Origin of the sequence: Bradyrhizobium sp. 155, from assembly GCF_023101105.1 — a bacterium.
Classification (GTDB): Bacteria; Pseudomonadota; Alphaproteobacteria; order Rhizobiales; family Xanthobacteraceae; genus Bradyrhizobium; species Bradyrhizobium canariense_D.
In genome coordinates this window covers 4,346,347-4,372,495 of record NZ_CP064704.1, presented here as the reverse complement: position 1 = coordinate 4,372,495, position 26,149 = coordinate 4,346,347, and the positions used below count along the sequence as shown (strand labels likewise).

Here is a 26,149-nt window from a genome sequence, read left to right as displayed (position 1 = left end):
GCGTTCCTCGTGCGAACCGAACACGGAGAAGCTCGTCCGATGAGGGATGTCAGTCAGTTCGCGACCGCGATGCTTGCGCTCGTCTTCACCGGAGCACTGCTCGTCACCGGCCAGCTCTTCATCGAGCAACGCGCACAGCGCGATGTGATGCACGCCACCAACCATTTGCTGCGGCCATTGTGACCTGTACGGGAAAATGACCTGACTACTCGACCTTGCGTCGTTCGTCCGCTCGCCTAGACTAGGCGGCATCTCATGAACGAAGCCGGGGTCCTGATGTCCGATCTGTCCGCCTTTCCCATCACCAAGCGCTGGCCGGCCAAGCACCCGGAGCTGCTCCAGCTTTATTCGCTACCGACGCCGAACGGCGTCAAGGTCTCGATCATGCTGGAAGAGATCGGGCTTCCCTACGAAGTCCATCTCGTCGATTTCGGCAAGGATGACCAGAAGACGCCGGAATTCCTCTCGCTCAATCCGAACGGCAAGATCCCGGCGATCCTCGATCCCGATGGTCCCGGCGGCAGGCCGCTGCCGCTGTTCGAGTCCGGGGCGATCCTGCAATACCTCGCGGAGAAGACCGGCAAGCTGCTGCCGCAGGACGCCGCGCGCCGTTATCAGACCATCCAGTGGCTGCATTTCCAGATGGGCGGCATCGGGCCGATGTTCGGCCAGGTCGGCTTTTTCCACAAATTCGCCGGCAAGGACTTCGAGGACAAGCGGCCGCTCGAGCGCTACGTGGGCGAAGCCAAGCGGCTGCTCGGGGTGATGGAGATGCATCTTGCCGGCCGGCAATGGTTCATGGACGACGATTACACCATCGCGGACATCTCCATGCTCGGCTGGGTGCGCAACCTCATCGGGTTCTACGGCGCCCGCGATCTCGTCGAGTTCAGCCAGTTCAAATCCGTCGCCGCCTGGCTCGACCGCGGGCTGGCGCGTCCGGCGGTCGAGCGCGGGCTGAACATTCCGAAGCGGCCGTGAGATCAGGTTAGCGCCTTTTGGGTCATGTAGAGCGCCATCAGCAAGATGAGGGCGATCAAGACCCGGCGCAGCACCGATTTGCTGACGCCATTAGCCGCGCGTGCGCCGAGATCGGTGCCGACCCAGAGGCCGGCAAGGATGCCGATGATGGCAGGCCAGCCGACCATGAGGCCCTTGCTCCAGTAGATCCAGGCCGCCGGAATATTGGTCGGGATGACCGAGAAGACGAGGCTGACGAGCTGGGCCTGATGCTGCGGCACCCGCAGGCCCGCCGCGAGCCCGACGGTGATCGCGAGCCCACCGCCGATGCCCATGAAGCCGGAGGAAAATCCGGCAAGCATGCCGATGAGGAGCAGCGGCAGCCAAGGCAGCTTGTCTCGGTCGCAGGTCTCATTGCTTTTCTCCTCGCGGTCGCTGCGCAGGATCAGGAGAGCGATCAGCGCGACGAGATAGACGACGTAGGTCCATTGCAACACCGAGTCGGAGACTGCGGCCGCAGCGTAGCCGCCGCCGGCACCGCCGAAGAGAAACCCGATGCCGATCCAGACGATCCACAGCAACGGGCTGCGATTGCCGCTCTGCCAGTAGCGGCGAACGCCCGCGAGTCCCGTCGGTGGAACCTGCGTGATCAGCGATGTCCCCTGGGCGACGTGTTGCTCGGCGCCCAGTAGCAGTACGCTGAAAATCACGAGGCCGCCTCCGGGACTCGTGCCCATGAAGCCCGATGTCAGCCCGCCGATGAGGCCGACCCCAATGCCTGCGAGCAGGTCATGGACCCACGACATCGCTCAGCTCCTGGTCCGTCGCTTGACGTCGGCCTTTGTGGTGCGAAATCCATCGATCACGCTGGTCACGGCCGCCATGCAGGCCTCGATGTCAAAATCCTGGCCCCAGCATTTTTGCAGCACAAAACCCTGGAAGATCGCGATCAGCACGCGCGCGATCGCTTCCGCACCGAGATCGCGTTTGATGAGGCCGCCATGCTGGCCCCGCTCGACCAGGGCGACGATCAGGGCGCGGGGTATGTCGATGCCTTCCACGACGCTGGTGCGGACGCGGCGGTTGCGTAGGGCTTCGGCCCAGCCATGGATGCCGACACGGCGGCGCGCTTCGCCGGCGGAGTCGGTGAGCCATTGCGCGTAGACGCCGACCAGCGCGTGAAGTCCTTCGATCGGATCGCCGGATCCTTGCGCGACCGAATTGAGCACGGCCTCGCGCCGATGCCGGTCGTCGGCGAGTGCCTCGATCAGATCGTCCTTGCTCTGGAAGTAGAGATAGACCGCACCGTGGCTCAGCCCCGACCGTTTGACGATGTCGGCCATCCCGGTCTGGTGAAAACCGTCCTCGGCGAAGCAGGCAAGGGCGGCTTCGAGAATCTGCTGCCGCCGGCCTTCACGTTGCTTGTCGCTGATTTTCGGCATTCGGCCATCCACAAAAAACTGACAGATCAATCGTTTAGTCGTTCTGCAGGACAAGCGGTTCCGTAGCACTGGATATGATAAAAAACGATCAGTCAGTCATTTTTAGCTCAAAGAGTATCGTGGTCAAGCCCGAGGAACCGGGGGCCGGGGACGAGGAGGTGAACCTTAAAGGGCGCCCCCGGCGGCCAGGAACCGCCCCTTGAGCGCGCGGTGCTAGAACAGCCGTCCGCCGTTCGGCACGGGCTTGCTCGGCTGCACCAGCACGACCTTGCCGTCGGCATCGGGGAAACCGAGGGTCAGCACCTCCGAGACAACGGGGCCGATCTGGCGCGGCGGGAAATTCACGACCGCAGCCACCTGTTGGCCCACTAGCGTTTCAAGCGGATGATTTTCGGTGATCTGCGCCGAGCTCTTGCGCACGCCGATCGCGGGACCGAAGTCGATCCACAGCCGCCAGGCCGGCTTGCGCGCCTCGGGGAACGGCTTTGCATCGACGATGGTGCCGACGCGGATATCGACCGCGAGAAAAGTGTCGAAGTCGATGGTCGGCGATGCGGTCGCGGCTGGATCGTGGGTGACGTGCATGGAGTGTCCGTTCGAAGAGCTGGCATCGTTTTCGCAATATTGTCGCGCGAACCGGAGTTGCGTACAACGCCTTGGGATCACGATACGACGCATGCGCGAGGAACGCTTTGCCCAACATCATCTACGGCATCAAGAACTGCGACACCATGAAGAAGGCGCGCGCCTGGCTCGACAGCCATGGCGTCGCCTACGCGTTTCACGACTACAAGACGGCGGGCGTGGAGAAGGACAAGCTCAAGCAGTGGAGCGAGAAGGTCGGTTGGGAGACGCTGCTCAACCGCGCCGGCACGACTTTCAAGAAGCTGCCCGATGCCGACAAGGAAGGCCTCTCCGAGAAAAAGGCGCTGGCGTTGATGCTAGCGCAACCATCGATGATCAAGCGGCCGGTGCTTGAAGTCGGCGGCAAGCTGCTGGTCGGCTTCAAGCCGGAGATCTATGCCAAGGAAGTCACGACCAAGGAAGCCGCCGCCAAATCGCGCTGACCGCTAGTTCAGCTCGATGATCTCGGTGGGAACACCTGAGCCCTGCTGGTCCGCGAACTCGACCAGTTCGGCCGGCGCGATGCGGCCCGGGGTGCGATGGAACAGGTCGTGGTCGATCACCGCGCGCAATCTCGGGCGCGGCAGCGCGTCATTTCCGCGCATCAGATTCTTGATCTCGAAGCCGCCGTCCTCGCAGAAGGTCTTGAGCGACGCGATGATGTGACAGACCTTGCCGTCGCTCTGGAACGGCAGCAGCAGGCGCTCATAGGCGACGATACGGCCGTAGATGTCATCGACGTCGGCAACGCTGTAGACAGGCAGCCCACGCGCCACGCATTCATGATAGACCGGCATCACCAGGGGCGCGAGACGCGGCCCGATATAGTCGTCGAGCAGAACGCCCTTGCCGGTGTGTCCATAGGCGCGCGAGATGCGCGTGCCTTCGCTCTGGATGGTCAGACGCGGTGTCGGCATCGACGCATCCACCGTATAATAGATCAGATCGGAGAGCTCTTCCTCGAGCCGCGCAGGCTGGTACTCCCAGATCGCCGGGGCCGTCTGCTCGCGCGCATAGAGCCGCAGCCACGTGTTCAGGAGATCACGCTGCCTGATCGACTTGACCACGGAAGGAGCCGCGCTTGCAAAATCCAAGACAATATTCCCGGCGAATAGAAATTCCGGACGCATGAAACGCGCGCATGATCCTCGCTGCGGGAAAATTTTCTATGAAGGCTGGCGCATGGAACGAAAGACCGTTAACGACGGCTTGATGACCGGCGCTTTGCGAACCGGGAAGCCGGGCAGGCGCGACATCAAAACATGTCCGACTAAGGGAGCATAAGTCTCCCGGCCGGAGGCCTGACCTGCTCAGCTTTCCGCCTTGCCTAACCCCCGTCACCTCCGGCATATTCCGCGCCCGGAGGCGGCGTTCCGGATGGGCTCCAGGGAGTGGCTCCAAGGGCCTCCGGAAAGCCGAAGCAACAAGGATAGCCACGCGCGTTGTGCGGGCAGGGGGAAAACTGTTTGGCCGATGAGTTCATTCTCGAAACGGAAGGCTTGACCAAGGAGTTCGCGGGCTTCTTCGCCGTCCGCGACGTTGCGCTCAAGGTTCGCCGTGGGAGCATTCACGCGTTGATCGGCCCGAACGGCGCCGGCAAGACGACGTGCTTCAATCTTTTGACCAAGTTCCTCAAACCGTCTGCCGGAAAAATCCTGTACAAGGGGCAGGACATCACCGCGATGGCGCCCGCCGACGTGGCTCGCCTGGGGCTGGTTCGCTCGTTCCAGATCTCGGCGGTATTTCCCCATCTCACCGCGCTGGAAAACGTGCGCGTCGCGCTTCAGCGCCAGCACGGCAGCTCCTTCGATTTCTGGCGCTCCAAGTCCGTCCTCAACCAATTCAACGATCGCGCGCGCGAGCTGTTGAACGATGTCGGCCTCAGCGAGTTTTCCAATACGCCCGCGGTCGAGATGCCCTACGGGCGCAAGCGCGCACTGGAGATCGCAACCACGCTCGCGCTCGACCCGGAGATGATGCTGCTGGACGAGCCGATGGCCGGCATGGGCCACGAGGACATCGACAAGATCGCGGCGTTGATCAAGCGCATCTCCGCGAAATACACCATCCTGATGGTCGAGCATAATCTGAGCGTCGTTGCCAATCTCTCCGACATCATCACCGTGTTGACGCGCGGCCAGGTGCTGGCGCAAGGCCATTACAGCGAGCTCACCAAGGACGAACGCGTCAAGGAAGCCTATTTGGGAGCCGGTCATGGCTGAGACTGCAACGGCGGAAGCTCCCGCAAAGGCCGCGAGCGGCGGCAACCTCCTCCAGGTCCGCAACCTCGAAGCTTGGTACGGCGAGTCCCACATCCTGCACGGGATCAACTTCGACGTGAACGCGGGCGAGGTCGTCACCCTGCTCGGGCGCAACGGCGCCGGCAAGACCACCACGCTGAAGTCGATCATGGGCATCATCGGCAAGCGCACCGGCTCGGTGAAGTTCAATAACCAGGACATCATCCGCACGACCTCGGACAAGATCGCGCGGATGGGAATCGCGTTCTGCCCGGAAGAGCGGGGAATTTTCGCCAGCCTCGATGTCCGCGAGAACCTGCTGCTGCCACCGGTGGTGCGTCCCGGCGGATTGCCGCTCGAGCAGATCTTCGATCTGTTTCCGAACCTGAAGGAACGGCTCAACAGCCAGGGAACCAAACTCTCCGGCGGCGAGCAGCAGATGCTCGCGATCGCGCGCATCCTGCGCACCGGCGCGAACTTCCTGATGCTGGACGAGCCGACGGAGGGTCTCGCGCCCGTCATCATCCAGCAGATCGGCCACACCATTGCGCGGCTCAAGAAGGAGGGTTTTACGATCCTCCTGGTCGAGCAGAACTTCCGGTTCGCATCCACTGTCGCTGACCGCTATTACGTGGTCGAGCACGGCAAGATCATTGACGGATTTTCCAATGCGGAGCTCGCCGCCAACATGGACAAGCTCCACACCTATCTCGGTGTCTAGAACTGCCAACAAGAAGATTCATAGGGAAGTAGCATGATGACAAAGTCGATTGCGTCGTTTCTGCTCGGCACGGCGCTGGCCGTGACCACCGCGGGCGTAGCCTTCGCGCAGGACAAGACCGTCAAGATCGGCGCGTTGTCCGATCAGTCCGGGCTCTATGCCGATCTTGGCGGGCCGGGCTCGACGCTCGCCGCGCAGATGGCCATTGAAGATTCCGGTCTGGCTGCGAAGGGCTGGAAGATCGACATCATCTCGGGTGATCACCAGAACAAGCCCGACATCGGCACCGCGATCGCGCGGCAATGGTTCGACGTCGACAAGGTCGACCTCATCGTCGACGTGCCGAATTCCGGCGTGGCGCTCGCGGTCAACAACGTCATCAAGGAAAAGAACGGCGTCTATATCAACTCGGGCGCGGCGACCTCGGATTTGACCAACGCGCAGTGCTCGCCCAACACGGTGCACTGGACCTACGACACCTACATGCTTGCCCACACCACCGGCCAGGCGCTGCTGAAGGCCGGCGGCGACACGTGGTTCTTCCTGACCGCGGACTACGCCTTTGGCGCGGCGCTGGAGCGCGACACCACCGCTGTCGTTACCGCAAATGGCGGCAAGGTGGTCGGCGGCGTCAAGCACCCGCTGAACACGCCGGACTTCTCGTCCTTCCTGCTGCAGGCGCAGGCTTCCAAGGCCAAGATCATCGGCCTTGCCAATGCCGGCGGCGATACCACCAACACGATCAAGCAGGCGGCCGAGTTCGGCATCGTCAAGGGCGGCCAGAAGCTCGCGGCGCTGCTGCTGTTCCTCACCGACGTCAAGGCGATCGGGCTCGAGACCGCACAGGGCCTCAACTTCACCGAGACCTTCTACTGGGACATGAACGACCAGACCCGGGCGTTCTCGAAGCGCTTCGCCGAGAAGATGAAGAACAACGCGCCGCCGACCATGGTGCAGGCCGGCGTCTATGCGGGCGTGCGTCACTATTTCAAGGCACTGGAAGCGCTCGGCGGCAACCCGCATGACGGCGTCAAGGTCGTCGAGAAGATGAAGTCGATGCCGACGGAAGACGATCTGTTCGGCAAGGGCGAGATCCAGCCCAACGGCCGCACCATCCACAATGCCTATCTGTTCGAGGTGAAGAAGCCCTCCGAGTCCAAGGGACCGTGGGACTTCTACAAGCTGGTCGGCACGGTGCCGGGCGACCAGGCCTTCACGCCGCTGTCCGAGAGCAAGTGCGCGCTCTTGAAGAAGTAAGCTAACCGCCCGCAGGCCATCAGGCCTGCGGGCGACTTTCAGGGAACGCCGAAGGGACCAGGTGCGGGATCGATGCAGGCTCTTTACGCTCAGCTACTGGTAGGACTGATCAACGGCTCGTTCTACGCGCTGCTCAGTCTCGGGCTTGCCGTGATCTTCGGCATGCTCAACATCATCAATTTCGCCCATGGCGCGCTCTACATGATGGGCGCGTTCGTCGCCTACTTCCTGCTGAACCTCGGCGGCATCAACTACTGGTGGGCGTTGCTGCTTGCGCCTGTTATCGTCGGCATCTTCGGCATGATCCTGGAACGGACCATGCTGCAATGGCTGACCGGGCTGGATCATCTCTACGGCCTGCTGCTGACCTTCGGCATTGCGCTAATCGTGCAGGGCGTGTTTCAGAACTACTTCGGCTCCTCCGGCCTGCCTTACGCCATTCCGGACCAGCTCAAGGGCGGCATGAATCTCGGCTTCATGTTCCTGCCGGTCTATCGCGGCTGGGTCGTCATCTTCTCGCTGGTGGTCTGCATCGCGACCTGGTTCCTGATCGAGAAGACGCGGCTCGGCGCCTATTTGCGCGCCGCCACCGAAAACCCGACGCTCGTGCGCGCCTTCGGCGTCAACGTGCCGCGCATGATCACGCTGACCTACGGCCTCGGTGTCGGCCTTGCAGCACTCGCCGGCGTGCTGTCGGCGCCGATCAACCAGGTGCGGCCGTTGATGGGCGCCGACCTCATCATCGTGGTGTTCGCGGTGGTCGTGATCGGCGGCATGGGATCGATCATGGGCTCCATCATCACCGGCTTCGCGCTCGGTGTGATCGAAGGCCTGACCAAATATTTCTACCCCGAGGCCTCCAACACCGTCGTGTTCGTGCTGATGGTGCTGGTGCTCTTGGTGAAGCCAACGGGATTGACGGGAAGGGCGGCCTGATATGACAGCCTTGACGGACGACACGCTGCCGGTAACCCCGCGCGCGATCCGCGACGAGATGATCGTGTTCGTGGTGATGGCGCTGCTGCTGGCTTCGGTGCCATTCACGGGGGTCTACCCGTTCTTCGTGATGCAGGCGCTGTGCTTCGCGCTGCTCGCCTGCGCCTTCAACCTGCTGATCGGCTACGGCGGTTTACTGTCCTTCGGCCATGCGATGTTCCTGGGCACGGCCGGCTATTGCAGCGCGCATGCGCTGAAAGTATGGGCGCTGCCGCCGGAACTCGGCATCCTCGTCGGGGTCGCCGGTGCCTTCGTGCTCTCGCTCATCACGGGCTATATCTCGATCCGCCGCCAGGGCATCTATTTCTCGATGATCACGCTGGCGCTGTCGCAGCTCTTGTACTTCATCTACCTCCAGGCGCCGTTCACCCATGGCGAAGACGGTATCCAGGGCATTCCGCAGGGACGCATGTTCGGCGTCTTCGATCTGACCAAGCCCACCGTGCTCTACTACGTGGTGCTGGTCGGTTTCCTCGCCGGCTTCCTGCTGATCTTCCGCATCATCAACTCGCCGTTCGGCGAAGTCCTCAAGGCGATCCGCGAGAACGAGCCGCGCGCGATCTCGCTGGGTTACCGCACCGATCAGTACAAGTTCCTGGCTTTCGTCCTGTCGGGCACGCTGGCCGGCTTTGCCGGTGCGCTGAAAGTCTTCGTGGCGCAGAATGCCTCGCTCACCGACGTGCACTGGTCGATGTCGGGCGAAGTCGTGCTGATGACGCTGGTCGGCGGACTCGGAACCGTCTTCGGTCCCGTGGTCGGTGCCTTCGTGATCATCGCCATGCAGCAATATCTGGCGGGGTTCGGCCAATGGGTGACCGTGATCCAGGGCTCGATCTTCGTGATCTGCGTGCTCACCTTCCGCCGTGGCGTCATCGGCGAAATCGCGCATTACTTCCGGCGGTCGCTGTAAGTCGTTGATATAATAGAAGATGTGTTGACGCGCGAAAGCGGTGGATGATCCGGCTCCACGGGCGTGAGGTGGCACGCGCGTGGATCGAAAATGGTCTATGACAGTTTCATGACGGCCCGCTTGGGCCAGGCCATCATCCAACCGGTAGTCTCTCTCCCATGATGCGATTGTTTCGCGCTTTCCTGCCGAAGGAAGAACGGTTCTTCGACCTGTTCGACCGCCACGCCCAGACCGTGATCCAGGGCTCGATCGCGCTCCAGAGCATGCTCAACGGGGGCGAGGAGACGCCGGTCTATTGCCAGCGCGTCAACCAGTTCGAGAACGATGCCGACAACATCACCCGTGAGGTGCTGACCGCGGTGCGCCGCACCTTCATCACCCCGTTCGACCGCGGCGACATCAAGAACCTGATCACCTCGATGGACGACGCCATCGACCAGATGCAGCAGACCGCAAAGGCCGTGATGCTGTTCGAGGTCCGCAGCTTCGAGCCGCCGATGCGGGAGATCGGCGGGCTTCTGATCGAATGCGCCAATCTGGTCGGCCGCGCGCTGCCGCTGATGCAGAAGATCGGTCAGAACGTGGCCATGCTGACCGCGATCACGGAAGAGCTTGGCAAGCTGGAAGGCCGCGTCGACGATCTCCATGATATCGGGCTGAAGGAACTGTTCCTCAAGCATCGCGGCGGCAACGCGATGGATTTCATCGTCGGCGCAGAGATCTACGACCATCTCGAGAAAGTCGCCGACCGCTTCGACGACGTCGCGAACGAGATCAACAGCATCGTCATCGAGCAAGTTTAGGGCAGGGGCCACGCCGTGGATGTTGCGTTGGGTCTTCCCGTCCTTGTCGGATTGATCGCCGTCGCGCTGCTGTTCGACTTCCTGAACGGCCTGCACGACGCCGCCAATTCGATCGCGACCATCGTCTCGACCCGCGTGCTGCGGCCGCAATACGCGGTGTTCTGGGCCGCGTTCTTCAACTTCGTCGCCTTCATGGTGTTCGGGCTGCACGTTGCCCAGACTATCGGCACCGGCATCATCGATCCCGCGATCGTGGATGCTCAGGTGATCTTCGCCGCGCTGGTCGGCGCCATCGTCTGGAACCTGGTGACATGGGCGCTCGGCATCCCATCGTCCTCGTCTCATGCATTGATCGGCGGCTTGTTTGGTGCCGGCGTGGCCAAAGCCGGCCTTTCAGCGGCGGTCTGGAGCGGGTTGTCCAAGACGGTGATCGCCATCGTGCTGTCTCCGCTGGTCGGCTTCCTGCTCGCGATGGTGCTGGTCGCGATCGTCTCCTGGGCCTCGGTGCGCTCCACGCCCTTTGCCGTGGATCGCGCCTTCCGCATCCTGCAATTCGCCTCCGCCTCGCTCTATTCGCTCGGCCATGGTGGTAACGACGCTCAGAAGACCATGGGCATCATCGCCGTGCTGCTCTATTCGCAGGGCCAGCTCGGCGGCGAATTCTTCGTACCCTTCTGGGTGGTGCTCTCGTGCCAGGCCGCGATGGCGATGGGGACGCTGATGGGCGGCTGGCGCATCGTCCGCACCATGGGCCTGCGCATCACCAGGCTGACCCCGATGCAGGGCTTTTGCGCCGAGACCGGCGGTGCCGCGACCCTGTTCATGGCGACCTTTCTCGGTGTTCCGGTCTCGACCACCCACACCATCACCGGCGCCATCGTCGGCGTCGGCGCGGCCCGCCGCCTCTCGGCGGTGCGCTGGAACGTCGCCAGCTCGATCGTCTATGCCTGGGTGATCACGATGCCGGCCTCGGCCATCGTCGCCGCGCTGAGCTGGTGGGCGGTCAAGATCTTCGTCAGGTAACCAGCTTCAGTCCGACAATGCCGGCGACGATCAGCCCGATGCTGGCGAGGCGGAACGCGGTGGCCGGCTCGCCGAACAGGACGATGCCGAGCGTCGCGGTGCCGACCGCACCGATGCCGGTCCAGACCGCATAAGCGGTTCCAATCGGCAGCGATTTGAGAGCGAGCCCGAGCAGGATGATGCTGCCGGCCATGGCGCCGAGCGTGAGGATTGACGGAACGAGCCTGGTGAACCCCTCGGTATATTTGAGGCCGATGGCCCAGGAGATCTCCAGCAGACCGGCGACGAACAGGATGCTCCAGGCCATGACGACCCTCCATTCAAGGCAGGGTCGTCCCCGCGACTGGTGTGCTGATAGCAAGGGAAGGCCGTCCCTCCCAACCCAAGCCCGATATGGGGCTGGCCGGAAGCCTCCGCAATCACCAGATCAGGCTTGATCAGGCTCATTTTCCCTGCCAAACGCTGCCGCAATGTCCGACATCGCCACCACAGCCGAATCGACGGCCCGTTCCTCGCTTGCCGCTGAAGTGTCGCGGCGGCGTACCTTTGCGATCATCTCGCATCCGGACGCCGGCAAGACCACGCTGACCGAAAAGCTGCTGCTGTTCGGTGGCGCCATCAATCTGGCCGGCCAGGTCAAGGCCAAGGGCGAGCGGCGCAACACGCGTTCGGACTGGATGAAGATCGAGCGCGAGCGCGGCATCTCGGTCGTGACCTCGGTCATGACCTTCGAGTTCGAGGGCCTCGTGTTCAACCTGCTGGACACGCCGGGCCACGAGGACTTTTCGGAAGACACCTATCGCACGCTCACGGCGGTCGATTCCGCCGTCATGGTGATCGACGCCGCCAAGGGCATCGAGGCGCGCACCCGAAAGCTGTTCGAGGTGTGTCGTCTTCGGGATATCCCGATCATCACCTTCATCAACAAGATGGACCGCGAGAGCCGCGACGTCTTCGAGCTTCTCGACGAGATCGAGAAGACGCTGGCGCTCGATACCACGCCGATGACCTGGCCTGTCGGCCGCGGCCGCGAGTTCCTCGGCACCTATGACGTCGTCAATGGCGGCGTGCGCCTGCTCGAAGGCGGTGGCGCCAAAACTGGCGCGGCGCAGCAGATCGAGATCGCCGAGCTCGCCAAGCTCAATGCCAATCTCGACGTGTCGGCGGTCAAGGACGAGCTCGAACTCGTCACCGCGGCTTCAAAACCGTTCGAGCTCGAAGCGTTTCGCGAGGGTCATCTGACGCCGGTTTATTTCGGCAGCGCGCTGCGCAATTTCGGCGTCGGTGACCTGCTGCAAGGACTCGGCAAGTTCGCGCCCGAGCCGCGCGCGCAGGAGAGCGACCAGCGCAAGGTCGAAGCCACCGACCCGCGCATGAGCGCCTTCGTGTTCAAGATCCAGGCCAACATGGATCCCAACCACCGCGACCGCATCGCTTTCGCCCGCCTCTGCTCCGGCAAGCTGAGCCGCGGCATGAAGGCGAAGCTCGTGCGCACCGGCAAGAGCATGCCGCTGTCCAGCCCGCAATTCTTCTTCGCGCAGGACCGTTCGGTTGCGGACGAGGCTTATGCCGGCGACGTCGTCGGCATTCCCAATCACGGCACGCTGCGCATCGGCGACACGCTGACCGACGGTGAGGATTTCAACTTCGTGGGCGTGCCGAGCTTTGCGCCGGAAATCGTCCGCCGCGTGCGTCTCACCGATGCCATGAAAGCGAAGAAGCTGAAGGAAGCGCTTCAGCAGATGTCGGAAGAGGGCGTGGTGCAGGTATTCCGCCCGCGCGACGGCGCACCGGCGTTGGTTGGCGTCGTTGGCGCACTCCAGCTCGACGTGCTGAAGGCCCGGCTGGATGCGGAATATTCCCTCCCAGTCGAATTCGAGGTCAGCGAGTTCCAGCTCGCGCGCTGGGTCTCTTCGGACGACCGCAAGAAGCTCGATACCTTCATCGCTGCCAACACCTCCAGCATCGCCGACGATGTCGACGGGGATCCCGTCTATCTGGCGCGGAACGAGTTCTATCTCGGCTACACAAGGGAACGTGCCGAGGGCATCGAGTTCACCAACGTCAAGGACGTCAAGAAGAAGGGCTAGGGCGTAGCTCCGTCCGCTCCTCACCCTCCGCTGTCATGCCCCGGCTTGACCGGGGCATCCAGTACGCCGCGGCTTCCCGGCTCAATCACAGACGTCCCGGAGTACTGGGTCGCCCGGTCAAGCCGGGCGACGACACCGAGGTTGAACGCGAGCACGTGAACGCCGGCGATCTTGACGTTGTCGGAGGTAATGCCACGTTTTACTCTTGCGGTATTGTGAGATCGCATGATGTGGCGCGGCATCCTTGTTTTTCTCCTGCTGGCGATCTCGATCGTTGCCGCCGACGCGCGGCCGCGACAGATCAACCCAATTCCGTTTTCGCACGAGCCATGCAGTGTGCTCGACGGCCGGCCCTGCACGCCGTCCTATTGCAGCCCGCTTGAGCCTGGTCCCTGTATTCCCGAGATCGACTATCCCTATGGGCAGAACCTCCAGCTCACGATCCAAAGCGTGCCAGCGGACGCCGATCGCGCCAAATATCAGAAGCCCGATCACGATCTCGATACGATCGGCGATCTCTTCGCCGAGCTGCGCACCTGCTGGTCACCGCCATCGGACAATGCGCGCGCGGGCATGCAGATCGCCGTGCGTTTCAGCTTCAACAAATCGGGCGGCCTGATCGGCCCGCCGCGCCTGACCTATGCGACCGCAGGCGTCCCCGCCGAGACGAGAACCTCCTACCTCAATGCGATCAATTCATCGTTGAACGCCTGCCTGCCGCTGAAATTCACCGGCGGCCTTGGCGGTGCCATCGCCGGGCGGCCGATCGCGATCCGGTATGTCGACAATCGCGAGATCGGCAAGTAGCGCATCAGTTGCGACCGGCGGCCAATCGATGATACGCCATGGGCTGAGGCGCTGGTTGAGGGGAGAATCTCGTGGGTCTGCTGGTTATGATCCTGGGGCTTGCGCTGTTTTTTGCGGCGCATGTGTTCACGACGAAACGCGATGCACGCGCGCAGGCCATCGCGAGACTGGGCGAGGGGACCTACAAGATCCTCTATTCGCTTGCCTCGCTTGCGGGGCTCGCACTGATCATCTGGGGCTTCGCGCATTATCGCGCGACGGGCTGGATCGACGTCTGGTATCCGCCGAAAGCGCTGAAGCACATCACGCTCGCACTGATGCTGCCCGCGGTCATCCTGGTGGTTGCGTCCTATCTGCGCGGCCGCATTTACGCGACACTGAAGCATCCGATGCTGGCCGGCATCAAGCTGTGGGCGGCGGCGCATCTTCTGGCCAATGGCGATCTCGGCTCCATCATCCTGTTCGGGTCCTTTCTGGGCTGGGCGGTGTATGACCGCATCACGCTGAAGCGTCGCACCGATGGCGGCGGTCCGCCGATTCCGGTCGGCGGCGTCACCAACGATCTGATCGCGGTCGTGGTTGGAATCGTCGCTTATCTGGCGCTGGCTTTTGCGTTCCATCCCGTCGTCATCGGCGTTCCCGTGATGGGCGGCTAGCCGATCAGCACAAGACAGGACCGCATGCCCGTGCGCGGAAGGTAACGAAAGTAACAAGCCAAGGGCAATCCGATGGACTGGTCGCATTCTCAGATCCCGCCAATGCGGTTCGAGGCGCGCTTCGGCGATCGGGTGGTACCGGCATTTTGCGATCGGCCGTCGAGCCTGTGGGCGATGATTGCGGACGCCTGCGCCCGCAATCCCGACGGCGAAGCGCTGATCTCAGGCGATGTCCGGCTGAGCTGGCGGCAGGCCGTTGAGCAGGCTGCGCGGATCGCGGCGGGATTTCGCAAGCTCGGATTGCAGCGCGGCGATCGTGTCGCGATCCTGCTCGGCAACCGCGTCGAATTCCCGCTGCTGCTGTTTGCTGCCGCGCATGAGGGGCTTGTCACGGTGCTGCTCAGCACGCGGCAGCAGAAGCCGGAAATCGCCTATGTGCTCGCCGACTGCGGCGCCAAGATCCTGATCCACGAGGCGGCACTTGCGGAGCGGCTGCCGGACGCACTGGACGTGCCCGATGTGATCGACCGCATCGCCATCGACCACGATCCGGCTCTGTCGGATTTCGCGGTGCTCGTCGACAACGCCCCGGCCGCGGCGCCGGTCGAGACGAGCGAGGAGGACACCGCGATGATCCTCTACACCTCGGGCACGACAGGCAAGCCGAAGGGCGCGATGCTGGCCCATTGCAACATCGTCCATTCCTCGATGATCTTCATGTCCTGCCTGCAATTGACGGCGGCCGACCGTTCGATCGCGGCAGTGCCGCTCGGCCATGTCACCGGCGTGGTCGCCAACATCACGACGATGATCTGCTGCGGTGGCGCGTTGATCATCATGCCGGAGTTCAAAGCCGGCGAATATCTCAAGCTCGCCGCGCGCGAGCGCGTCACCTACACGGTGATGGTGCCGGCGATGTACAATCTGTGCCTGCTCCAGCCCGATATCGAGAGCTACGATCTGTCGAGCTGGCGCATCGGCGGCTTTGGCGGCGCACCGATGCCGGTTGCCACCATCGAGAAGCTCAAGGCGATCATTCCCGGCCTCGCGCTGGCGAATTGCTACGGTGCGACCGAGACCACGTCGCCGTCCACGATCATGCCGGGCGAGTTGACGGAAAGCCATATCGACAGCGTCGGACTGCCGTGTCCGGGTGCACGCATCCTGGCGATGGACGCGGACGGGCGTGAGCTGCCGCCTGGGGAAATCGGCGAGCTCTGGATCCAGAGTGCCTCCGTCATCAAGGGCTATTGGAACAATCCGAAAGCCACGGCCGAAAGCTTCACCAGCGGGTTCTGGCATTCCGGCGATCTCGGCTCGGTCGACGCGGAGGGATTTGTCCGGGTGTTCGACCGGCAGAAGGACATGATCAACCGCGGCGGCCTGAAGATCTATTCGGCCGAGGTCGAGTCCGTGCTGGCCGGCCACCCGGCCGTGGTTGAGAGCGCGATCGTCGCCAAGACGTGCCCGGTGCTGGGCGAACGCGTCCACGCCGTGGTGGTGGCGCGTGCGCCGGTGGACAGCGAGGCCTTGCGCGCCTGGTGCGCGGAGCGGCTGTCGGACTACAAGGTCCCGGAAACCATGGTGATCACCACGGAGCCCTTGCCGCGCAATGCCAATGGCAAGGTGCTGAAGCGGCAGCTGCGGGAGCTGTTGGGAACCTGACCCGGGGAGGCGTCTCTCCGGGCTGTCCCGGGTGGTTAACGCCTTGATCGGGCTCGCTTTGCCTTGCCACCGCCATATCGTTAGGGTACCCCGCCGCCACGTGGGGACGGGATTCCTGACGCGAACGCTTTGGCGCGCGCACCCGGACGGGCATGGGATTAGCATAAGTGTCTGAATTATTTGACGAAGTCGATGAGGAAGTACGTCGCGAACAGCTCAAGAAGCTGTGGGATAAGTATTCGATTTTGTTCATCGCCCTGATGGTGCTGATCGTCGCCGCCGTGGGTGGCTGGCGCGGTTACCAATATCTTGAAGCCAAGAAGGCTGCCGAGGCCGGTGCTGCCTTCGAGAAGGCCGCTGAGCTGTCCGAGCAGGACAAGCATGCGGAGGCCGAGGCGGCCTTCACCGAGCTCGCAGCCAAGGCTCCATCGGGCTATCGCACCCTGGCGCGGCTGCGTGCTGCGGCCGAGGCGGCGTCCCGCGATCCGAAGGCAGGCGCCAAGTTGTATGACGACATTGCCGCCGACCGCAGCGTAGGCGGCGAGTGGCAGGATCTGGCGAAGATCCGCGCCGCCGGTCTCCTGCTCGACAGCGCCGGCTATGCCGACATGCAGCAGCGGCTGGAAGCCTCCACCGCGCCTAAATCGACCTTCCGTCACACCGCCCGCGAAATGCTGGCGCTGTCGGCCTGGCGCAACAACGATGTGACTGCCGCCCGCAAATGGCTCGACGCGATTGCCGAGGACGGCGAAACGCCGCCCGGCCTGCGCTCACGCGCCGAGGCGCTGCAGGCCCTGCTGCCGCCCGTAGCGAAGAGCTGAGCCGAGAGCTGAGACGAGATACCGACATGCGCCGCACGCCACGCTTGATCGCAACCGCCGTCCTGATCGCCTTCACGGGCGTGCTGGGCGGTTGCTCCAGCTTCGATCCGAGCGACATGCTCGACTTCCTCGACACCAAGAAGAAGCTGCCGGGCGACCGCAAGCCGGTGTTCCCGGAAGGCGTGCCCGGCCTCGAGCAAGGCGTTCCGAAGGATATGTACAAGGGCGCCCAGCAACAGCCCGATCCGAACGGACCCGCCGTTGCGGCTCTGCCCACCGAGCCTGCGCCCGAGCCGAAGCCGGCGAAGGGTGCCAAAGCGAAAAAGACCAGGCAGCCGGCCACCGCAGCCGTCGCGCCGGCTGAGGCGCCCGCCGGCGAAGTCGACGGCGAGGCCGCGCCGCCCGCGGCCACGCCGCCGCCCAGGCAGAAGATCGTGCGCAAGCGCACCACCGCGCCGCCGCCCGATCAATCCGTCCAGCAGGCGCAACCGACCCAGACCACCCAGCAGCAAACGCAGGGCGCCTTCCCGGCGCCCATGCCGAGCGGCAGCTTCTCGCGCTGATTTTTTCATTTCATTGACAGGCGCGGCTCCGGCAGCGCACGAATGACGCATGTCCTTTAAGATTGCCATTATCGGCCGACCCAATGTCGGCAAGTCGACGCTGTTCAACCGTCTGGTCGGGCAGAAGCTCGCGCTTGTCGATGACCTCCCCGGCGTCACCCGCGACCGCCGCGAGGGCGAGGCCAGGCTCGGCGATCTCGACTTCACGATCATCGACACCGCCGGCCTCGATGAGGGTGCCAAGGGCTCGCTGACCGCCCGCATGCAGGAGCAGACGGAGGCCGCGATCGCACAGGCCGACGCGCTGTTCTTCGTGATTGATGCCCGCATGGGCCTCACGCCCAACGATCGCGCCTTCGCCGATTTCGCCCGCAAGGCCAACAAGCCGGTGATGCTCGTCGCCAACAAGAGCGAAGGCAAGCACGGCGATGCCGGCGCGATGGAGGCTTTCGCGCTCGGCCTCGGCGATCCCATCCAGATCTCGGCCGAGCATGGCGAGGGCCTGGGTGAGCTCTATGACGCCTTGAGAGAGCTGATGCCGGAGCCCGTCGAGGAGGAAGAGGTCGAGGACGACGAGCCGCTGACGGAGGAAGAGGCGGCCACGCGTCCGATCCGGGTCGCGATCGTCGGCCGGCCCAACGCCGGCAAGTCGACGATGATCAATCATCTGCTCGGCGAGGAGCGCCTGCTGACGAGCCCGGAGGCGGGTACCACGCGCGATTCCATCGCGGTCGAGATCAACTGGAAGGGGCGCGAGTTTCGGGTGTTCGACACCGCAGGTCTGCGCCGGCGCTCGCGGATCGAGGAGAAGCTCGAGAAGCTCTCGGTCGCCGACGCACTGCGCGCGGTGCGCTTTGCCGAAGTCGTCGTGATGATGATGGATGCGCAGAACCGCTTCGAGGAGCAGGATCTTCGCATCGCTGACCTGATCGAGCGCGAGGGTCGCGCCGTCGTGCTCGCTGTCAACAAATGGGACCTGATGGAGAGCAAGGGCGGCGGCGCGATCTCGAACCTGCGCCGCGATGCCGATCACTTGCTGCCGCAGATCAAGGGCGTGCCGATCGTCGCCGTCTCCGGCTTGATGGGCGAGGGCATCGATCGATTGATGCAGGCGATCCAGGATGCCTATGCGCTTTGGAACAGGCGTGTGTCGACCGCGGCGCTGAACCGCTGGTTCGAGGAGGCGGTCCAAGCCAATCCGCCGCCGGCCGTGTCCGGACGACGACTCAAGCTGAACTACATCACGCAGACCAAGGCCCGCCCGCCAAGCTTCGTGTTGTTCTGCTCGCGTGCGGACGCGGTACCGCAGTCGTATCTGCGATATCTCACCAATTCGCTGCGTGAGGCCTTCGAGCTGCCGGGCACGCCGGTGCGCATCACCTTGCGCGAGAAGGCCAATCCGTTCGCCCACAAGCGCAAGCGGCCGTCGTGAGCAACGACGCCGGCGAGGCGATGGCGCAGGGCGCAGCGCCAGTCCGGCGCGGTGCGGTCGCCTTCATCTTCGTCACCATCCTGCTCGACATGCTCGCGCTCGGCGTGATCATGCCGATCCTGCCAAAACTGATCGAGAGCTTCGTCGACAACGACACGGCCCATGCGGCCCGCATCTTCGGCCTGTTCGGCACCGCCTGGGCGCTGATGCAGTTCGTATTCTCGCCGGTGCTCGGCGCGCTGTCGGACCGCTTCGGGCGGCGGCCGGTGGTGCTGCTGTCGAATTTCGGGCTCGCGGCAGACTATGTGCTGATGGCGCTGGCGCCGTCGCTGGTCTGGCTGTTCGTCGGCCGCGTCATCTCGGGCATCACCTCGGCCAGCATCTCGACCGCCTTTGCCTATATCGCCGACATCACGCCGCCGGAGCGGCGCGCAGCGGTGTTCGGCAGGATTGGCGCTGCATTCGGCGCCGGCTTCGTGCTGGGCCCGGCGCTGGGCGGCCTGCTCGGCGATATCGATCCGCGCCTGCCGTTCTGGGCCTCGGCGGCCTTGAGCTTCGCCAATGCGCTCTATGGGCTCTTCGTCCTGCCGGAATCGTTGGCGCCGGACAAGCGCGCGCCGTTCCGCTGGAGGAGCGCCAATCCGCTCGGAGCGCTCCGCCTGCTGCGTTCCAACGCGGTGCTCGCCGCGCTGTCCGTCGTCAATTTCATCGCGCAGGTCGCGCATGTCGTGTTGCCCTCGACCTTCGTGCTCTACGCCACTTATCGCTACGGCTGGGATTCGAAAACCGTGGGGCTGACGCTGGCGATGGTCGGCATCTGCGCGATGGTGGTGCAGGGGCTCGCGATCGGCCCGATCGTGCGTGTGCTCGGCGAGCGGAACGCCTTGTTGCTCGGCCTGTGCTGTGGCGCGATTGGCTTCGTGATCTTCGGCGCGGCGCCGACCGGGCCGCTGTTCTGGATCGGCATTCCCGTGATGTCGCTGTGGGGCATTTCGGGCGCCGCCATGCAATCGCTGATGACGCGGCTGGTCGCGCCCGATCAGCAGGGCCAGTTGCAGGGCGCGACCGCGAGCGTGCAGAGCGTGTCGCAGCTCGTCGGCCCGTTCCTGTTCACGCTGACCTTTTCATATTTCATCGGCGCCAGCGCGCCGTGGCAGCTGCCCGGCGCGCCGTTCCTGCTCGCGGCGGTGCTGATGGTGGTGTGCGTGGCGATCGCGGTGCGGGCGCTGGCTGTCGCCAAGGCGCCTTGAAGAGGGCCGTCATGGCCGGGCTTGTCCCGGCCATCCACGTTCTTCGTCCGGTCCAGAACGTAGATGCCCGGGACAAGCCCGGGCATGACGTCGTGGAGGCAGTTGCGCAAGCTACGCCCTTACTTCTTCACCAGCGGGCACTCGCTGTCCTTGAGCGGCTTGGCGGCGTCTTCCGCCGCGATCGTGGCGATCTGCTTGTAGTAATCCCACGGTCCCTTCGATTCTTCGGGCTTCTTCACCTCGAACAGATAGGCCGGGATGAGACGACGCCCGTCCTCGCGCAGCGGGCCCTTGCCGAACAGCGGATCGTCGGTCGGAAGCTCCTTCATCTTGGCGACGACCTTGGCGCCGTCATGCGGATTGCTGCCGAGCGCGTCCATCGCCTTGAGATAATGCAGCACCATCGCGTAATTGCCGGCCTGCGTCATGGAGGGCATCGCATTCTTGTTGGCCAGCGCCGAGAATCGCTTCGACCAGGCGCGGGTCTGCTCGTTCATGTCCCAGTAGAAAGATTCCGTGAAGGTCAGGCCCTGGGCGGTCTTCAGACCTAGTGAATGCACGTCGTTGATGAACAGCAGCAGCGCCGCGAGCTTCTGCCCGCCCTGCACAATGCCGAACTCGGCGGCCTGCTTGATCGAGTTCGTGGTGTCGCCGCCGGCATTGGCAAGGCCCACCACCTTGGCCTTGGACGATTGCGCCTGCAGCAGGAAGGACGAGAAGTCCGCGGTATTGATCGGATGCTTGACGCTGCCGAGCACCTTGCCGCCGTTCGCAGTCACGACCGCGGTGGTGTCGCGTTCGAGCGCATGGCCGAAGGCATAATCTGCGGTCAGGAAAAACCAGCTGTCGCCGCCGGCCTTGGTCAGCGCCTTGCCGGTGCCGTTGGCCAACATGTAGGTGTCGTAGGTATAGGAGACCGTGTTCGGCGTGCAGGCCTTGCCGGTCAGGTCGGCGGAGGCCGCGCCGGAATTGAGCAGCACCGAGTTCTTTTCCTTGACCAGGTTGCTGACCGCCAGGGCGACACCGGAATTCGGCGTGTCGGCGATCGCATCGACCTTGTCGTTGTCGATCCATTGCCGGGCAATGTTGACGCCGACGTCAGGCTTGTTCTGATGGTCGCCGCTGATGACGTCGATCTTCCAGCCCTTCTTGAGCAGGCCGGAATCCTCGACCGCCATCTTGATCGCGACCACGGAGTTCGGGCCACCGATGTCGGCATAGAGGCTCGACATGTCGTTGAGCACGCCGATCTTGACAGTCTTGTCCTGAGCGAAGGCGGATGTGGCAAAACCGAAGGCGGCACAGGCCAGAAGGGCCGCAGAGCGGCGCGCTAACGTCGTCGTCATAAAAGGTTTCCTCCATTGTCAAACTTGCGGACGGCTCTCTTGAACGGAGCCTTGTTCCGGCTGATGGCTCTACCGTGTCCCACGGCCGGCGGCAATGCGCCTAAAGCCGGATGACGCTGCGTCGCAGCGTCATCCCTCCGTTAACTTTTGGGCAAAATGCGTCGAGAGGCTATTTCAGCGCGTCCGATGTCAGCTTGAATTTCTGGATCCGCTTTCCGGTGTCGACCTCGGCGGTATAGACGTTACCCTTGGCGTCGATCGCCATGGCATGCACCCAGTGGAATTGTCCGGCATTGCGGCCATTGTGCCCGAAGCTGCCGACCACGCTGCCGTCCTCGCGCCTGATCACCCTGATCTCGTTGTTCTCACCGTCGGCGCTGAGCAGCCAGGTCTGCTTCGGATCGGGCCAGATCGCGATGTCCCACACCGCGCCGTTGCCGAGCGTGTTCTTCTCGAAGAAGAACTCCTTCACGAAGGTGCCGTCCGTCTTGAAGACCTGGATGCGGTTGTTGATGCGGTCGCAGACGTAGACAAGCCCGTCATTGGCGAGCTTCACGCAGTGGACCGGATTGCCGAATTGCTGCGCAACCGGCGCCTTGGGATCGTAAGGAGCCTGCTTGGTATCGTCGGGCTTGTTGCCGTAGGCGCCCCAGTGCCGCTTGTAGGCGAGCGTGGTCGCGTCGAACACGATGACGCGGCGATTGCCGTAGCCGTCGGCGACGTAGATTTCGTTGGCGGCCTTGTCGATCGCGGTCTCGGCGGGCTTGCCGAGCTGGGTCGTGTCGTTGCTGCCGAGGCTCGGCGCGATCTTGCCGATCTGCGCGACGAACTTGCCGTCGAGCGTGAATTTCAGGATCGCGTTGTCATTGTCGGCATTGCCGCCGACCCAGACGAAGCCGCGCTCGTCGACTTCGATGCCGTGCTCGCGGCCAACCCATTCATAGCCTTCGCCCGCGCCGCCCCACGATCGCAGCAGATTGCCATCCGTGTCGAATTCGAGCACGGGCGGCGCCGAGACGCAGCATTTCGAGCGCGGCGGAGTGAGGCTCGCGCCTTTCTCGTCGTCGGTGAGCGAGCGGGGACGATGGATCACCCAGATGTGGCCCTGCCAGTCGACGGTAATGCCGCCGACCTGGCCGAGGATCCAGTTGTTCGGCAACGGCTTTGGCCAGGAAGCATCGACCGCGAAGGTCGGGACATCGCCGGCGGTCGCCGCGCCCGGAAGCGCAAACGCGACGGCCACGATCAGAACGGAGAGGACGCGAGAGACATTTGCGAGCGCACGCTTAAAGCCTGCGCGATTCCGCCATGGCGCCATGGCAACCTCCCTTTATTGGCTTGCGGCTTGCTGCCGCTTGAGCGCGGGCAGTCAATCGCGGGGAGGCCGTCAAGTCAATCAGGCCGGCGAGCGGAAGCTCATCAGGCTGCGGGTCTTGTAGTCGTAGAACTTGCCGGTCTCGGTCCAATCAGGCGCGCACATCGGCACGATGAATTCGGCGACCTGCTCGGCTGTATCGAGCGTCGTTGGGTCTTCGCCCGGCATCAGCGTCGCGCGCATCCGGGTGCGGACGGGGCCCGGATTGAACAGATTGACGCGCAGCTTGGTGTTCGCGGTCTCCTGCGCCCAGGCGCGCGCCAGCGTTTCCAGCGCCGCCTTGGAGGCGGCGTAGGGGCTGACATAGCCGGTCGCCTTGTTGGCCGCGCCGGAAGTGACGAACACCGCGCGGCCGGCGTCCGACTGCTTGAGCAGCGGCTCCATGCAGCGGATCAACTGGAAATTCGCGGAGACATTGACCGCCATCACGTCGGTGAAGGCCTTCAGCTCGATATGGCCGATCGGCGAGGAGGGGCCGAGCACGCCGGCATTGCCGACCAGGATGTCGAGCTTGCCGTAGCGTTCGTGCAGGCCGGCGCCGAGCCGCGCGATGCCGTCGGAATCGGTGAGGTTGAGCGGCACCAGCGTGGCGCTGCCGCCGTCCTTGCGGATCTCGTCGTCGAGCTCTTCCAGCCCGCCCTGCGTGCGCGCGACCGCAACGATATGCGCGCCGGCCCTGGCCAGCGCTTTTGCCGTGGCGAAGCCGATGCCGCGCGAGGCGCCGGTGACGAGAGCGATGCGGTTGGCGAGGGGATTTGTCATTGAAAGGTTCTATCCAGCGTCGTCCTGGCGAAAGCCAGGACCCATACGCCGTGACGTTTATGGCTAGGGAAGATGATTGTCACACCTTCTTCGAACCAGAAAGGCCTGTGGTAATGGGTCCTGGCTTTCGCCAGGACGACGAGCCTAGCTCGCCTCCGCCAGCAACGACAATTGCCGCGGCTGCTGCTCGGTCTGGGTCTGGTCGGTGAGGTGGGTCGGATAAGCCCCGGTGAAGCAATGATCCGAGAATTTCGGATTGGCGGGGTCACGGCCGGGCTCGCCCATGGCGCGGTACATGCCGTCGATCGACAGGAAGGCGAGCGAGTCGGCGCCGATGATCTCGCGCATCTCTTCCAGCGAATGTGTCGCCGCAAGAAGACCACCACGGTCCGGCAGATCGATACCGTAATAGTCGGGATAGAGGATCGGCGGCGAGGCGAGGCGGAAATGCACTTCCTTGGCGCCGGCATCGCGCATCATGCGGACGATCTTCTTCGAGGTGGTGCCGCGTACCAGCGAATCGTCGATCAGGATGATGCGCTTGCCTTCGATCGCGGCGCGGTTGGCCGAATGCTTCATGCGCACACCGGATTCGCGGATCGCCTGCGTCGGCTGGATGAAGGTGCGGCCGACATAGTGGTTGCGGATGATGCCGAGTTCGAACGGGATGCCGGAATGCTGGCTGTAGCCAACCGCCGCGGGCACGCCGGAATCCGGCACCGGCACCACGACATCGACCGGCACGTGGCTCTCGCGCGCAAGCTGGGCACCAAAGGCCTTGCGCACCTCGTAGACCGAGCGGCCGTGGACGATGGAATCCGGACGGGAGAAGTAGATGTACTCGAAGATGCAGGGACGCGGCGCGATCGGCGGGAACGGCTTGTGGATGTCCTGCCCGTTCTCGTCGAACACGATGACCTCGCCGGGCTCGATGTCGCGGACGAAGCGTGCGCCGATGATGTCGAGTGCGCAGGTCTCGGAGGTCAGGATCGGACAACCATCGAGTTCGCCGAGCACCAGCGGACGGATGCCGCGCGGATCGCGCGCGCCGACCAGCTTCTTGTTGGTCAGCGACACCAGCGCATAGGCGCCCTCGATCTCGCGCAGCGCGTCGATATAGCGCTCGATGAAGCGGCTGCGCCTGGAGCGCGCGACCAGGTGCAGGATCACCTCGGTGTCGGTGGTCGACTGCATCATCGCGCCGTTCCTCACGAGCTCGCGGCGCAGCGTCAGGCCGTTGGTGAGATTGCCGTTGTGGGCGACCGCAAGGCCGCCGGCATTCAGTTCGGCGAACAGCGGTTGCACGTTGCGCAGGATGGTCGCGCCGGTGGTGGAATAGCGGACATGGCCGACTGCCATTGTGCCGGGCAGGCGGTCGATCACCTCTCGGCGGGAGAAGGTGTCGCCGACGAGGCCGAGGCGGCGTTCGGAATGAAAGCGGCCGCCGTCATAGGAGACGATGCCGGCTGCTTCCTGGCCGCGGTGCTGAAGGGCATGGAGGCCGAGCGCCGTGATGGCGGCGGCATCGGGGTGGCCGTAGATGCCGAAGACGCCGCATTCCTCGCGCAGCGTATCCCCCTCCAGATCGTCTTGAAGTTCCAGCGCGGCCGGGCCGAGATCAAGTAGGGCGTCCTGGTCAGGATTTCGCATCTCGTCCGAGCCTCTCGTTAGGGCTTAATCAACGCGCCGCGGGTTTCTCGATCAGCTTTTTAAGGCTGTCACGAGCCGGTTTGCTGTATCCGTCGCCACTGCCCGAAGGCTGCTGCTCGGAATCAGTTTGCTCTTCATCTGGTTTGTTTTTCTTGAATCTCTTCAAGATGGTGTTCTCGGGGTCGTCAGGCAAGAGGGCCATCAGCCAATCCCCGGTTCCCTGCAGCACCACGCGGGATTTGGCCCCCGTGACCCAATCCGGGCGCTGCTTGTCCGGCACGAGCCAGGTGAAGAACAGGAAGGCGACCACGACGATCAAAAGTCCGCGCGCCAGCCCGAACAGAAAGCCGAGGGTGCGGTCCAGTGCGCCGATGCGCGAATCCAGGATCATGTCGGAGATCCGGACCGTGATCACGGAGACCACGACCAAAGTGCCCACGAACACGCCGGCAACCACGACCACGCTCGCGACGGTATCGTTGTTGAAATAGGTCTTTGCGGTCGGCAGCAGCTTCGAGAATGAATAAAGCGTGACAATCGCCGCCGTGCCCCAGGCCGCGATCGACAGGATCTCGCGCATGAAGCCGCGAACCATGGCGAGCAGGCCCGAAATCAGCATCACACCGAGCAGGATCAGGTCGAGGATGGTTACTGGCATCGGCTGGTCTGGTCCGCTCGTACTTCAAGGTGCTCAGCGAATCGGTGCTTGGCCGCCGCCCTAAGTGAGGGCCAGACGACGTTCCCGGCAAGGCCGCA

The 26,149-nt window shown here is 63.8% G+C and carries 29 protein-coding genes; 18 read left to right on the top strand and 11 right to left on the bottom strand.

Translation table 11 applies throughout. The annotated features are described in order from the left end of the window. Positions 1-39 precede the first annotated feature (39 nt). On the top strand, positions 40-183 hold the full coding sequence (locus IVA93_RS21425) for a hypothetical protein (protein ID WP_162847292.1): 144 nt from the start codon (positions 40-42) through the stop codon (positions 181-183). 93 nt (positions 184-276) lie between these two features. After that, complete coding sequence (locus IVA93_RS21420; protein WP_247297681.1) at positions 277-981, top strand: glutathione S-transferase family protein; 705 nt, start codon at positions 277-279, stop codon at positions 979-981. A gap of 2 nt (positions 982-983) precedes the next feature. On the opposite strand, the gene IVA93_RS21415 is transcribed toward IVA93_RS21420, so the two are convergent. From IVA93_RS21415 to IVA93_RS21405, 3 genes are all read right to left on the bottom strand, one after another. Next, positions 984-1,766: a sulfite exporter TauE/SafE family protein gene (locus IVA93_RS21415; RefSeq protein ID WP_247403129.1), complete on the bottom strand. Its 783-nt coding sequence runs from the start codon at positions 1,764-1,766 to the stop codon at positions 984-986. A 3-nt stretch (positions 1,767-1,769) separates the two neighbouring features. Further along, on the bottom strand, positions 1,770-2,402 hold the full coding sequence (locus IVA93_RS21410; protein ID WP_018459157.1) for a TetR/AcrR family transcriptional regulator: 633 nt from the start codon (positions 2,400-2,402) through the stop codon (positions 1,770-1,772). A 213-nt stretch (positions 2,403-2,615) separates the two neighbouring features. Then, entirely contained in the window at positions 2,616-2,987 is a 372-nt protein-coding gene (locus IVA93_RS21405; RefSeq protein ID WP_018459156.1) for a tRNA-binding protein, read from the bottom strand. A 107-nt stretch (positions 2,988-3,094) separates the two neighbouring features. Between IVA93_RS21405 and IVA93_RS21400 the strand changes: the two genes are divergently transcribed. Continuing rightward, complete coding sequence (locus tag IVA93_RS21400; protein WP_018459155.1) at positions 3,095-3,469, top strand: ArsC family reductase; 375 nt, start codon at positions 3,095-3,097, stop codon at positions 3,467-3,469. A 3-nt stretch (positions 3,470-3,472) separates the two neighbouring features. Here IVA93_RS21400 and IVA93_RS21395 read toward each other — a convergent pair whose 3' ends face one another. Then, complete coding sequence (locus IVA93_RS21395) at positions 3,473-4,156, bottom strand: PAS domain-containing protein (RefSeq protein ID WP_018459154.1); 684 nt, start codon at positions 4,154-4,156, stop codon at positions 3,473-3,475. A 336-nt stretch (positions 4,157-4,492) separates the two neighbouring features. Here IVA93_RS21395 and IVA93_RS21390 point away from each other — a divergent pair, with 336 nt between their 5' ends. The 7 genes from IVA93_RS21390 to IVA93_RS21360 all read left to right on the top strand — a co-directional run bounded on the left by IVA93_RS21390 (position 4,493) and on the right by IVA93_RS21360 (position 10,976). Next, positions 4,493-5,248, top strand: a complete 756-nt coding sequence (locus IVA93_RS21390; protein ID WP_018459153.1) for an ABC transporter ATP-binding protein — start codon at positions 4,493-4,495, stop codon at positions 5,246-5,248. Beyond that, positions 5,241-5,987: an ABC transporter ATP-binding protein gene (locus IVA93_RS21385; RefSeq protein WP_007609233.1), complete on the top strand. Its 747-nt coding sequence runs from the start codon at positions 5,241-5,243 to the stop codon at positions 5,985-5,987. Before IVA93_RS21390 ends, IVA93_RS21385 begins: the two co-directional genes overlap by 8 nt. A gap of 33 nt (positions 5,988-6,020) precedes the next feature. Next, entirely contained in the window at positions 6,021-7,244 is a 1,224-nt protein-coding gene (locus tag IVA93_RS21380) for an ABC transporter substrate-binding protein (RefSeq protein ID WP_247789221.1), read from the top strand. A 72-nt stretch (positions 7,245-7,316) separates the two neighbouring features. Then, complete coding sequence (locus IVA93_RS21375) at positions 7,317-8,180, top strand: branched-chain amino acid ABC transporter permease (RefSeq protein ID WP_018459151.1); 864 nt, start codon at positions 7,317-7,319, stop codon at positions 8,178-8,180. 1 nt (position 8,181) lies between these two features. After that, positions 8,182-9,150 (top strand): branched-chain amino acid ABC transporter permease, encoded by a 969-nt coding sequence (locus IVA93_RS21370; RefSeq protein WP_007592084.1) that lies wholly within the window; start codon positions 8,182-8,184, stop codon positions 9,148-9,150. 158 nt (positions 9,151-9,308) lie between these two features. Further along, positions 9,309-9,953, top strand: a complete 645-nt coding sequence (locus IVA93_RS21365; protein WP_018459150.1) for a DUF47 domain-containing protein — start codon at positions 9,309-9,311, stop codon at positions 9,951-9,953. Positions 9,954-9,968: 15 nt separating this feature from the next. Further along, positions 9,969-10,976: an inorganic phosphate transporter gene (locus IVA93_RS21360; RefSeq protein WP_026233745.1), complete on the top strand. Its 1,008-nt coding sequence runs from the start codon at positions 9,969-9,971 to the stop codon at positions 10,974-10,976. Here the strand turns inward: IVA93_RS21360 and sugE are convergent. Then, positions 10,969-11,283 carry a quaternary ammonium compound efflux SMR transporter SugE gene (gene sugE, locus IVA93_RS21355; protein WP_018459148.1) on the bottom strand — a complete coding sequence of 105 codons (315 nt, stop codon included), beginning with the start codon at positions 11,281-11,283 and terminating at the stop codon, positions 10,969-10,971. The two genes, IVA93_RS21360 and sugE, sit on opposite strands and share 8 nt — an antisense overlap. Positions 11,284-11,446: 163 nt before the next feature. Between sugE and IVA93_RS21350 the strand changes: the two genes are divergently transcribed. Then, positions 11,447-13,066, top strand: a complete 1,620-nt coding sequence (locus IVA93_RS21350) for a peptide chain release factor 3 (protein WP_085352891.1) — start codon at positions 11,447-11,449, stop codon at positions 13,064-13,066. Positions 13,067-13,086: 20 nt separating this feature from the next. On the opposite strand, the gene IVA93_RS21345 is transcribed toward IVA93_RS21350, so the two are convergent. Further along, positions 13,087-13,308 (bottom strand): hypothetical protein, encoded by a 222-nt coding sequence (locus tag IVA93_RS21345; protein WP_157643098.1) that lies wholly within the window; start codon positions 13,306-13,308, stop codon positions 13,087-13,089. On the opposite strand from IVA93_RS21345, the gene IVA93_RS21340 reads away from it, so the two are divergent. From IVA93_RS21340 to IVA93_RS21310, 7 genes are all read left to right on the top strand, one after another. Continuing rightward, positions 13,295-13,873 (top strand): UCP034077 family protein, encoded by a 579-nt coding sequence (locus IVA93_RS21340; protein ID WP_026233744.1) that lies wholly within the window; start codon positions 13,295-13,297, stop codon positions 13,871-13,873. The genes IVA93_RS21345 and IVA93_RS21340 overlap by 14 nt on opposite strands. A 71-nt stretch (positions 13,874-13,944) precedes the next feature. Beyond that, entirely contained in the window at positions 13,945-14,529 is a 585-nt protein-coding gene (locus tag IVA93_RS21335) for an NnrU family protein (RefSeq protein ID WP_247368777.1), read from the top strand. Between the two features lie 72 nt (positions 14,530-14,601). Next, a complete protein-coding gene (locus IVA93_RS21330; protein ID WP_247368776.1) occupies positions 14,602-16,194 on the top strand; it encodes a class I adenylate-forming enzyme family protein in 1,593 nt (530 codons plus the stop codon). A 167-nt stretch (positions 16,195-16,361) separates the two neighbouring features. After that, complete coding sequence (locus tag IVA93_RS21325) at positions 16,362-17,015, top strand: tetratricopeptide repeat protein (protein WP_085395965.1); 654 nt, start codon at positions 16,362-16,364, stop codon at positions 17,013-17,015. A gap of 26 nt (positions 17,016-17,041) precedes the next feature. Then, positions 17,042-17,578: a hypothetical protein gene (locus tag IVA93_RS21320; RefSeq protein ID WP_247368774.1), complete on the top strand. Its 537-nt coding sequence runs from the start codon at positions 17,042-17,044 to the stop codon at positions 17,576-17,578. Between the two features lie 49 nt (positions 17,579-17,627). Continuing rightward, positions 17,628-19,010, top strand: coding sequence for a ribosome biogenesis GTPase Der (gene der, locus IVA93_RS21315; RefSeq protein ID WP_247368773.1), 1,383 nt, complete (start codon positions 17,628-17,630; stop codon positions 19,008-19,010). Beyond that, positions 19,007-20,260 carry a TCR/Tet family MFS transporter gene (locus IVA93_RS21310; RefSeq protein WP_247338069.1) on the top strand — a complete coding sequence of 418 codons (1,254 nt, stop codon included), beginning with the start codon at positions 19,007-19,009 and terminating at the stop codon, positions 20,258-20,260. Before der ends, IVA93_RS21310 begins: the two co-directional genes overlap by 4 nt. A gap of 119 nt (positions 20,261-20,379) precedes the next feature. On the opposite strand, the gene IVA93_RS21305 is transcribed toward IVA93_RS21310, so the two are convergent. From IVA93_RS21305 to IVA93_RS21285, 5 genes are all read right to left on the bottom strand, one after another. After that, positions 20,380-21,606 carry an ABC transporter substrate-binding protein gene (locus IVA93_RS21305; RefSeq protein ID WP_247368771.1) on the bottom strand — a complete coding sequence of 409 codons (1,227 nt, stop codon included), beginning with the start codon at positions 21,604-21,606 and terminating at the stop codon, positions 20,380-20,382. A gap of 169 nt (positions 21,607-21,775) precedes the next feature. Further along, positions 21,776-22,924, bottom strand: coding sequence for an NHL repeat-containing protein (locus IVA93_RS21300; protein ID WP_085352898.1), 1,149 nt, complete (start codon positions 22,922-22,924; stop codon positions 21,776-21,778). A 78-nt stretch (positions 22,925-23,002) separates the two neighbouring features. Further along, positions 23,003-23,743, bottom strand: a complete 741-nt coding sequence (locus tag IVA93_RS21295) for an SDR family NAD(P)-dependent oxidoreductase (protein ID WP_085352899.1) — start codon at positions 23,741-23,743, stop codon at positions 23,003-23,005. 144 nt (positions 23,744-23,887) lie between these two features. After that, on the bottom strand, positions 23,888-25,393 hold the full coding sequence (gene purF, locus IVA93_RS21290; RefSeq protein ID WP_018459135.1) for an amidophosphoribosyltransferase: 1,506 nt from the start codon (positions 25,391-25,393) through the stop codon (positions 23,888-23,890). A gap of 28 nt (positions 25,394-25,421) precedes the next feature. Next, on the bottom strand, positions 25,422-26,051 hold the full coding sequence (locus IVA93_RS21285; protein WP_007592055.1) for a CvpA family protein: 630 nt from the start codon (positions 26,049-26,051) through the stop codon (positions 25,422-25,424). Between the last annotated feature and the right edge of the window lie 98 nt (positions 26,052-26,149).

Bases quoted from the DNA above. Each gene is read 5' to 3' on its own strand.
- IVA93_RS21425 (WP_162847292.1), top strand. From the start codon at position 40: ATGAGGGATGTCAGTCAGTTCGCGACCGCGATGCTTGCGCTCGTCTTC.
- IVA93_RS21420 (WP_247297681.1), top strand. From the start codon at position 277: ATGTCCGATCTGTCCGCCTTTCCCATCACCAAGCGCTGGCCGGCCAAG.
- IVA93_RS21415 (WP_247403129.1), bottom strand. From the start codon at position 1,766: ATGTCGTGGGTCCATGACCTGCTCGCAGGCATTGGGGTCGGCCTCATC.
- IVA93_RS21410 (WP_018459157.1), bottom strand. From the start codon at position 2,402: ATGCCGAAAATCAGCGACAAGCAACGTGAAGGCCGGCGGCAGCAGATT.
- IVA93_RS21405 (WP_018459156.1), bottom strand. From the start codon at position 2,987: ATGCACGTCACCCACGATCCAGCCGCGACCGCATCGCCGACCATCGAC.
- IVA93_RS21395 (WP_018459154.1), bottom strand. From the start codon at position 4,156: ATGCGTCCGGAATTTCTATTCGCCGGGAATATTGTCTTGGATTTTGCA.
- IVA93_RS21385 (WP_007609233.1), top strand. From the start codon at position 5,241: ATGGCTGAGACTGCAACGGCGGAAGCTCCCGCAAAGGCCGCGAGCGGC.
- IVA93_RS21380 (WP_247789221.1), top strand. From the start codon at position 6,021: ATGATGACAAAGTCGATTGCGTCGTTTCTGCTCGGCACGGCGCTGGCC.
- IVA93_RS21375 (WP_018459151.1), top strand. From the start codon at position 7,317: ATGCAGGCTCTTTACGCTCAGCTACTGGTAGGACTGATCAACGGCTCG.
- IVA93_RS21370 (WP_007592084.1), top strand. From the start codon at position 8,182: ATGACAGCCTTGACGGACGACACGCTGCCGGTAACCCCGCGCGCGATC.
- IVA93_RS21365 (WP_018459150.1), top strand. From the start codon at position 9,309: ATGATGCGATTGTTTCGCGCTTTCCTGCCGAAGGAAGAACGGTTCTTC.
- sugE (WP_018459148.1), bottom strand. From the start codon at position 11,283: ATGGCCTGGAGCATCCTGTTCGTCGCCGGTCTGCTGGAGATCTCCTGG.
- IVA93_RS21350 (WP_085352891.1), top strand. From the start codon at position 11,447: ATGTCCGACATCGCCACCACAGCCGAATCGACGGCCCGTTCCTCGCTT.
- IVA93_RS21340 (WP_026233744.1), top strand. From the start codon at position 13,295: ATGTGGCGCGGCATCCTTGTTTTTCTCCTGCTGGCGATCTCGATCGTT.
- IVA93_RS21345 (WP_157643098.1), bottom strand. From the start codon at position 13,308: ATGCCGCGCCACATCATGCGATCTCACAATACCGCAAGAGTAAAACGT.
- IVA93_RS21330 (WP_247368776.1), top strand. From the start codon at position 14,602: ATGGACTGGTCGCATTCTCAGATCCCGCCAATGCGGTTCGAGGCGCGC.
- IVA93_RS21320 (WP_247368774.1), top strand. From the start codon at position 17,042: ATGCGCCGCACGCCACGCTTGATCGCAACCGCCGTCCTGATCGCCTTC.
- der (WP_247368773.1), top strand. From the start codon at position 17,628: ATGTCCTTTAAGATTGCCATTATCGGCCGACCCAATGTCGGCAAGTCG.
- IVA93_RS21305 (WP_247368771.1), bottom strand. From the start codon at position 21,606: ATGACGACGACGTTAGCGCGCCGCTCTGCGGCCCTTCTGGCCTGTGCC.
- IVA93_RS21300 (WP_085352898.1), bottom strand. From the start codon at position 22,924: ATGGCGCCATGGCGGAATCGCGCAGGCTTTAAGCGTGCGCTCGCAAAT.
- IVA93_RS21295 (WP_085352899.1), bottom strand. From the start codon at position 23,743: ATGACAAATCCCCTCGCCAACCGCATCGCTCTCGTCACCGGCGCCTCG.
- purF (WP_018459135.1), bottom strand. From the start codon at position 25,393: ATGCGAAATCCTGACCAGGACGCCCTACTTGATCTCGGCCCGGCCGCG.
- IVA93_RS21285 (WP_007592055.1), bottom strand. From the start codon at position 26,051: ATGCCAGTAACCATCCTCGACCTGATCCTGCTCGGTGTGATGCTGATT.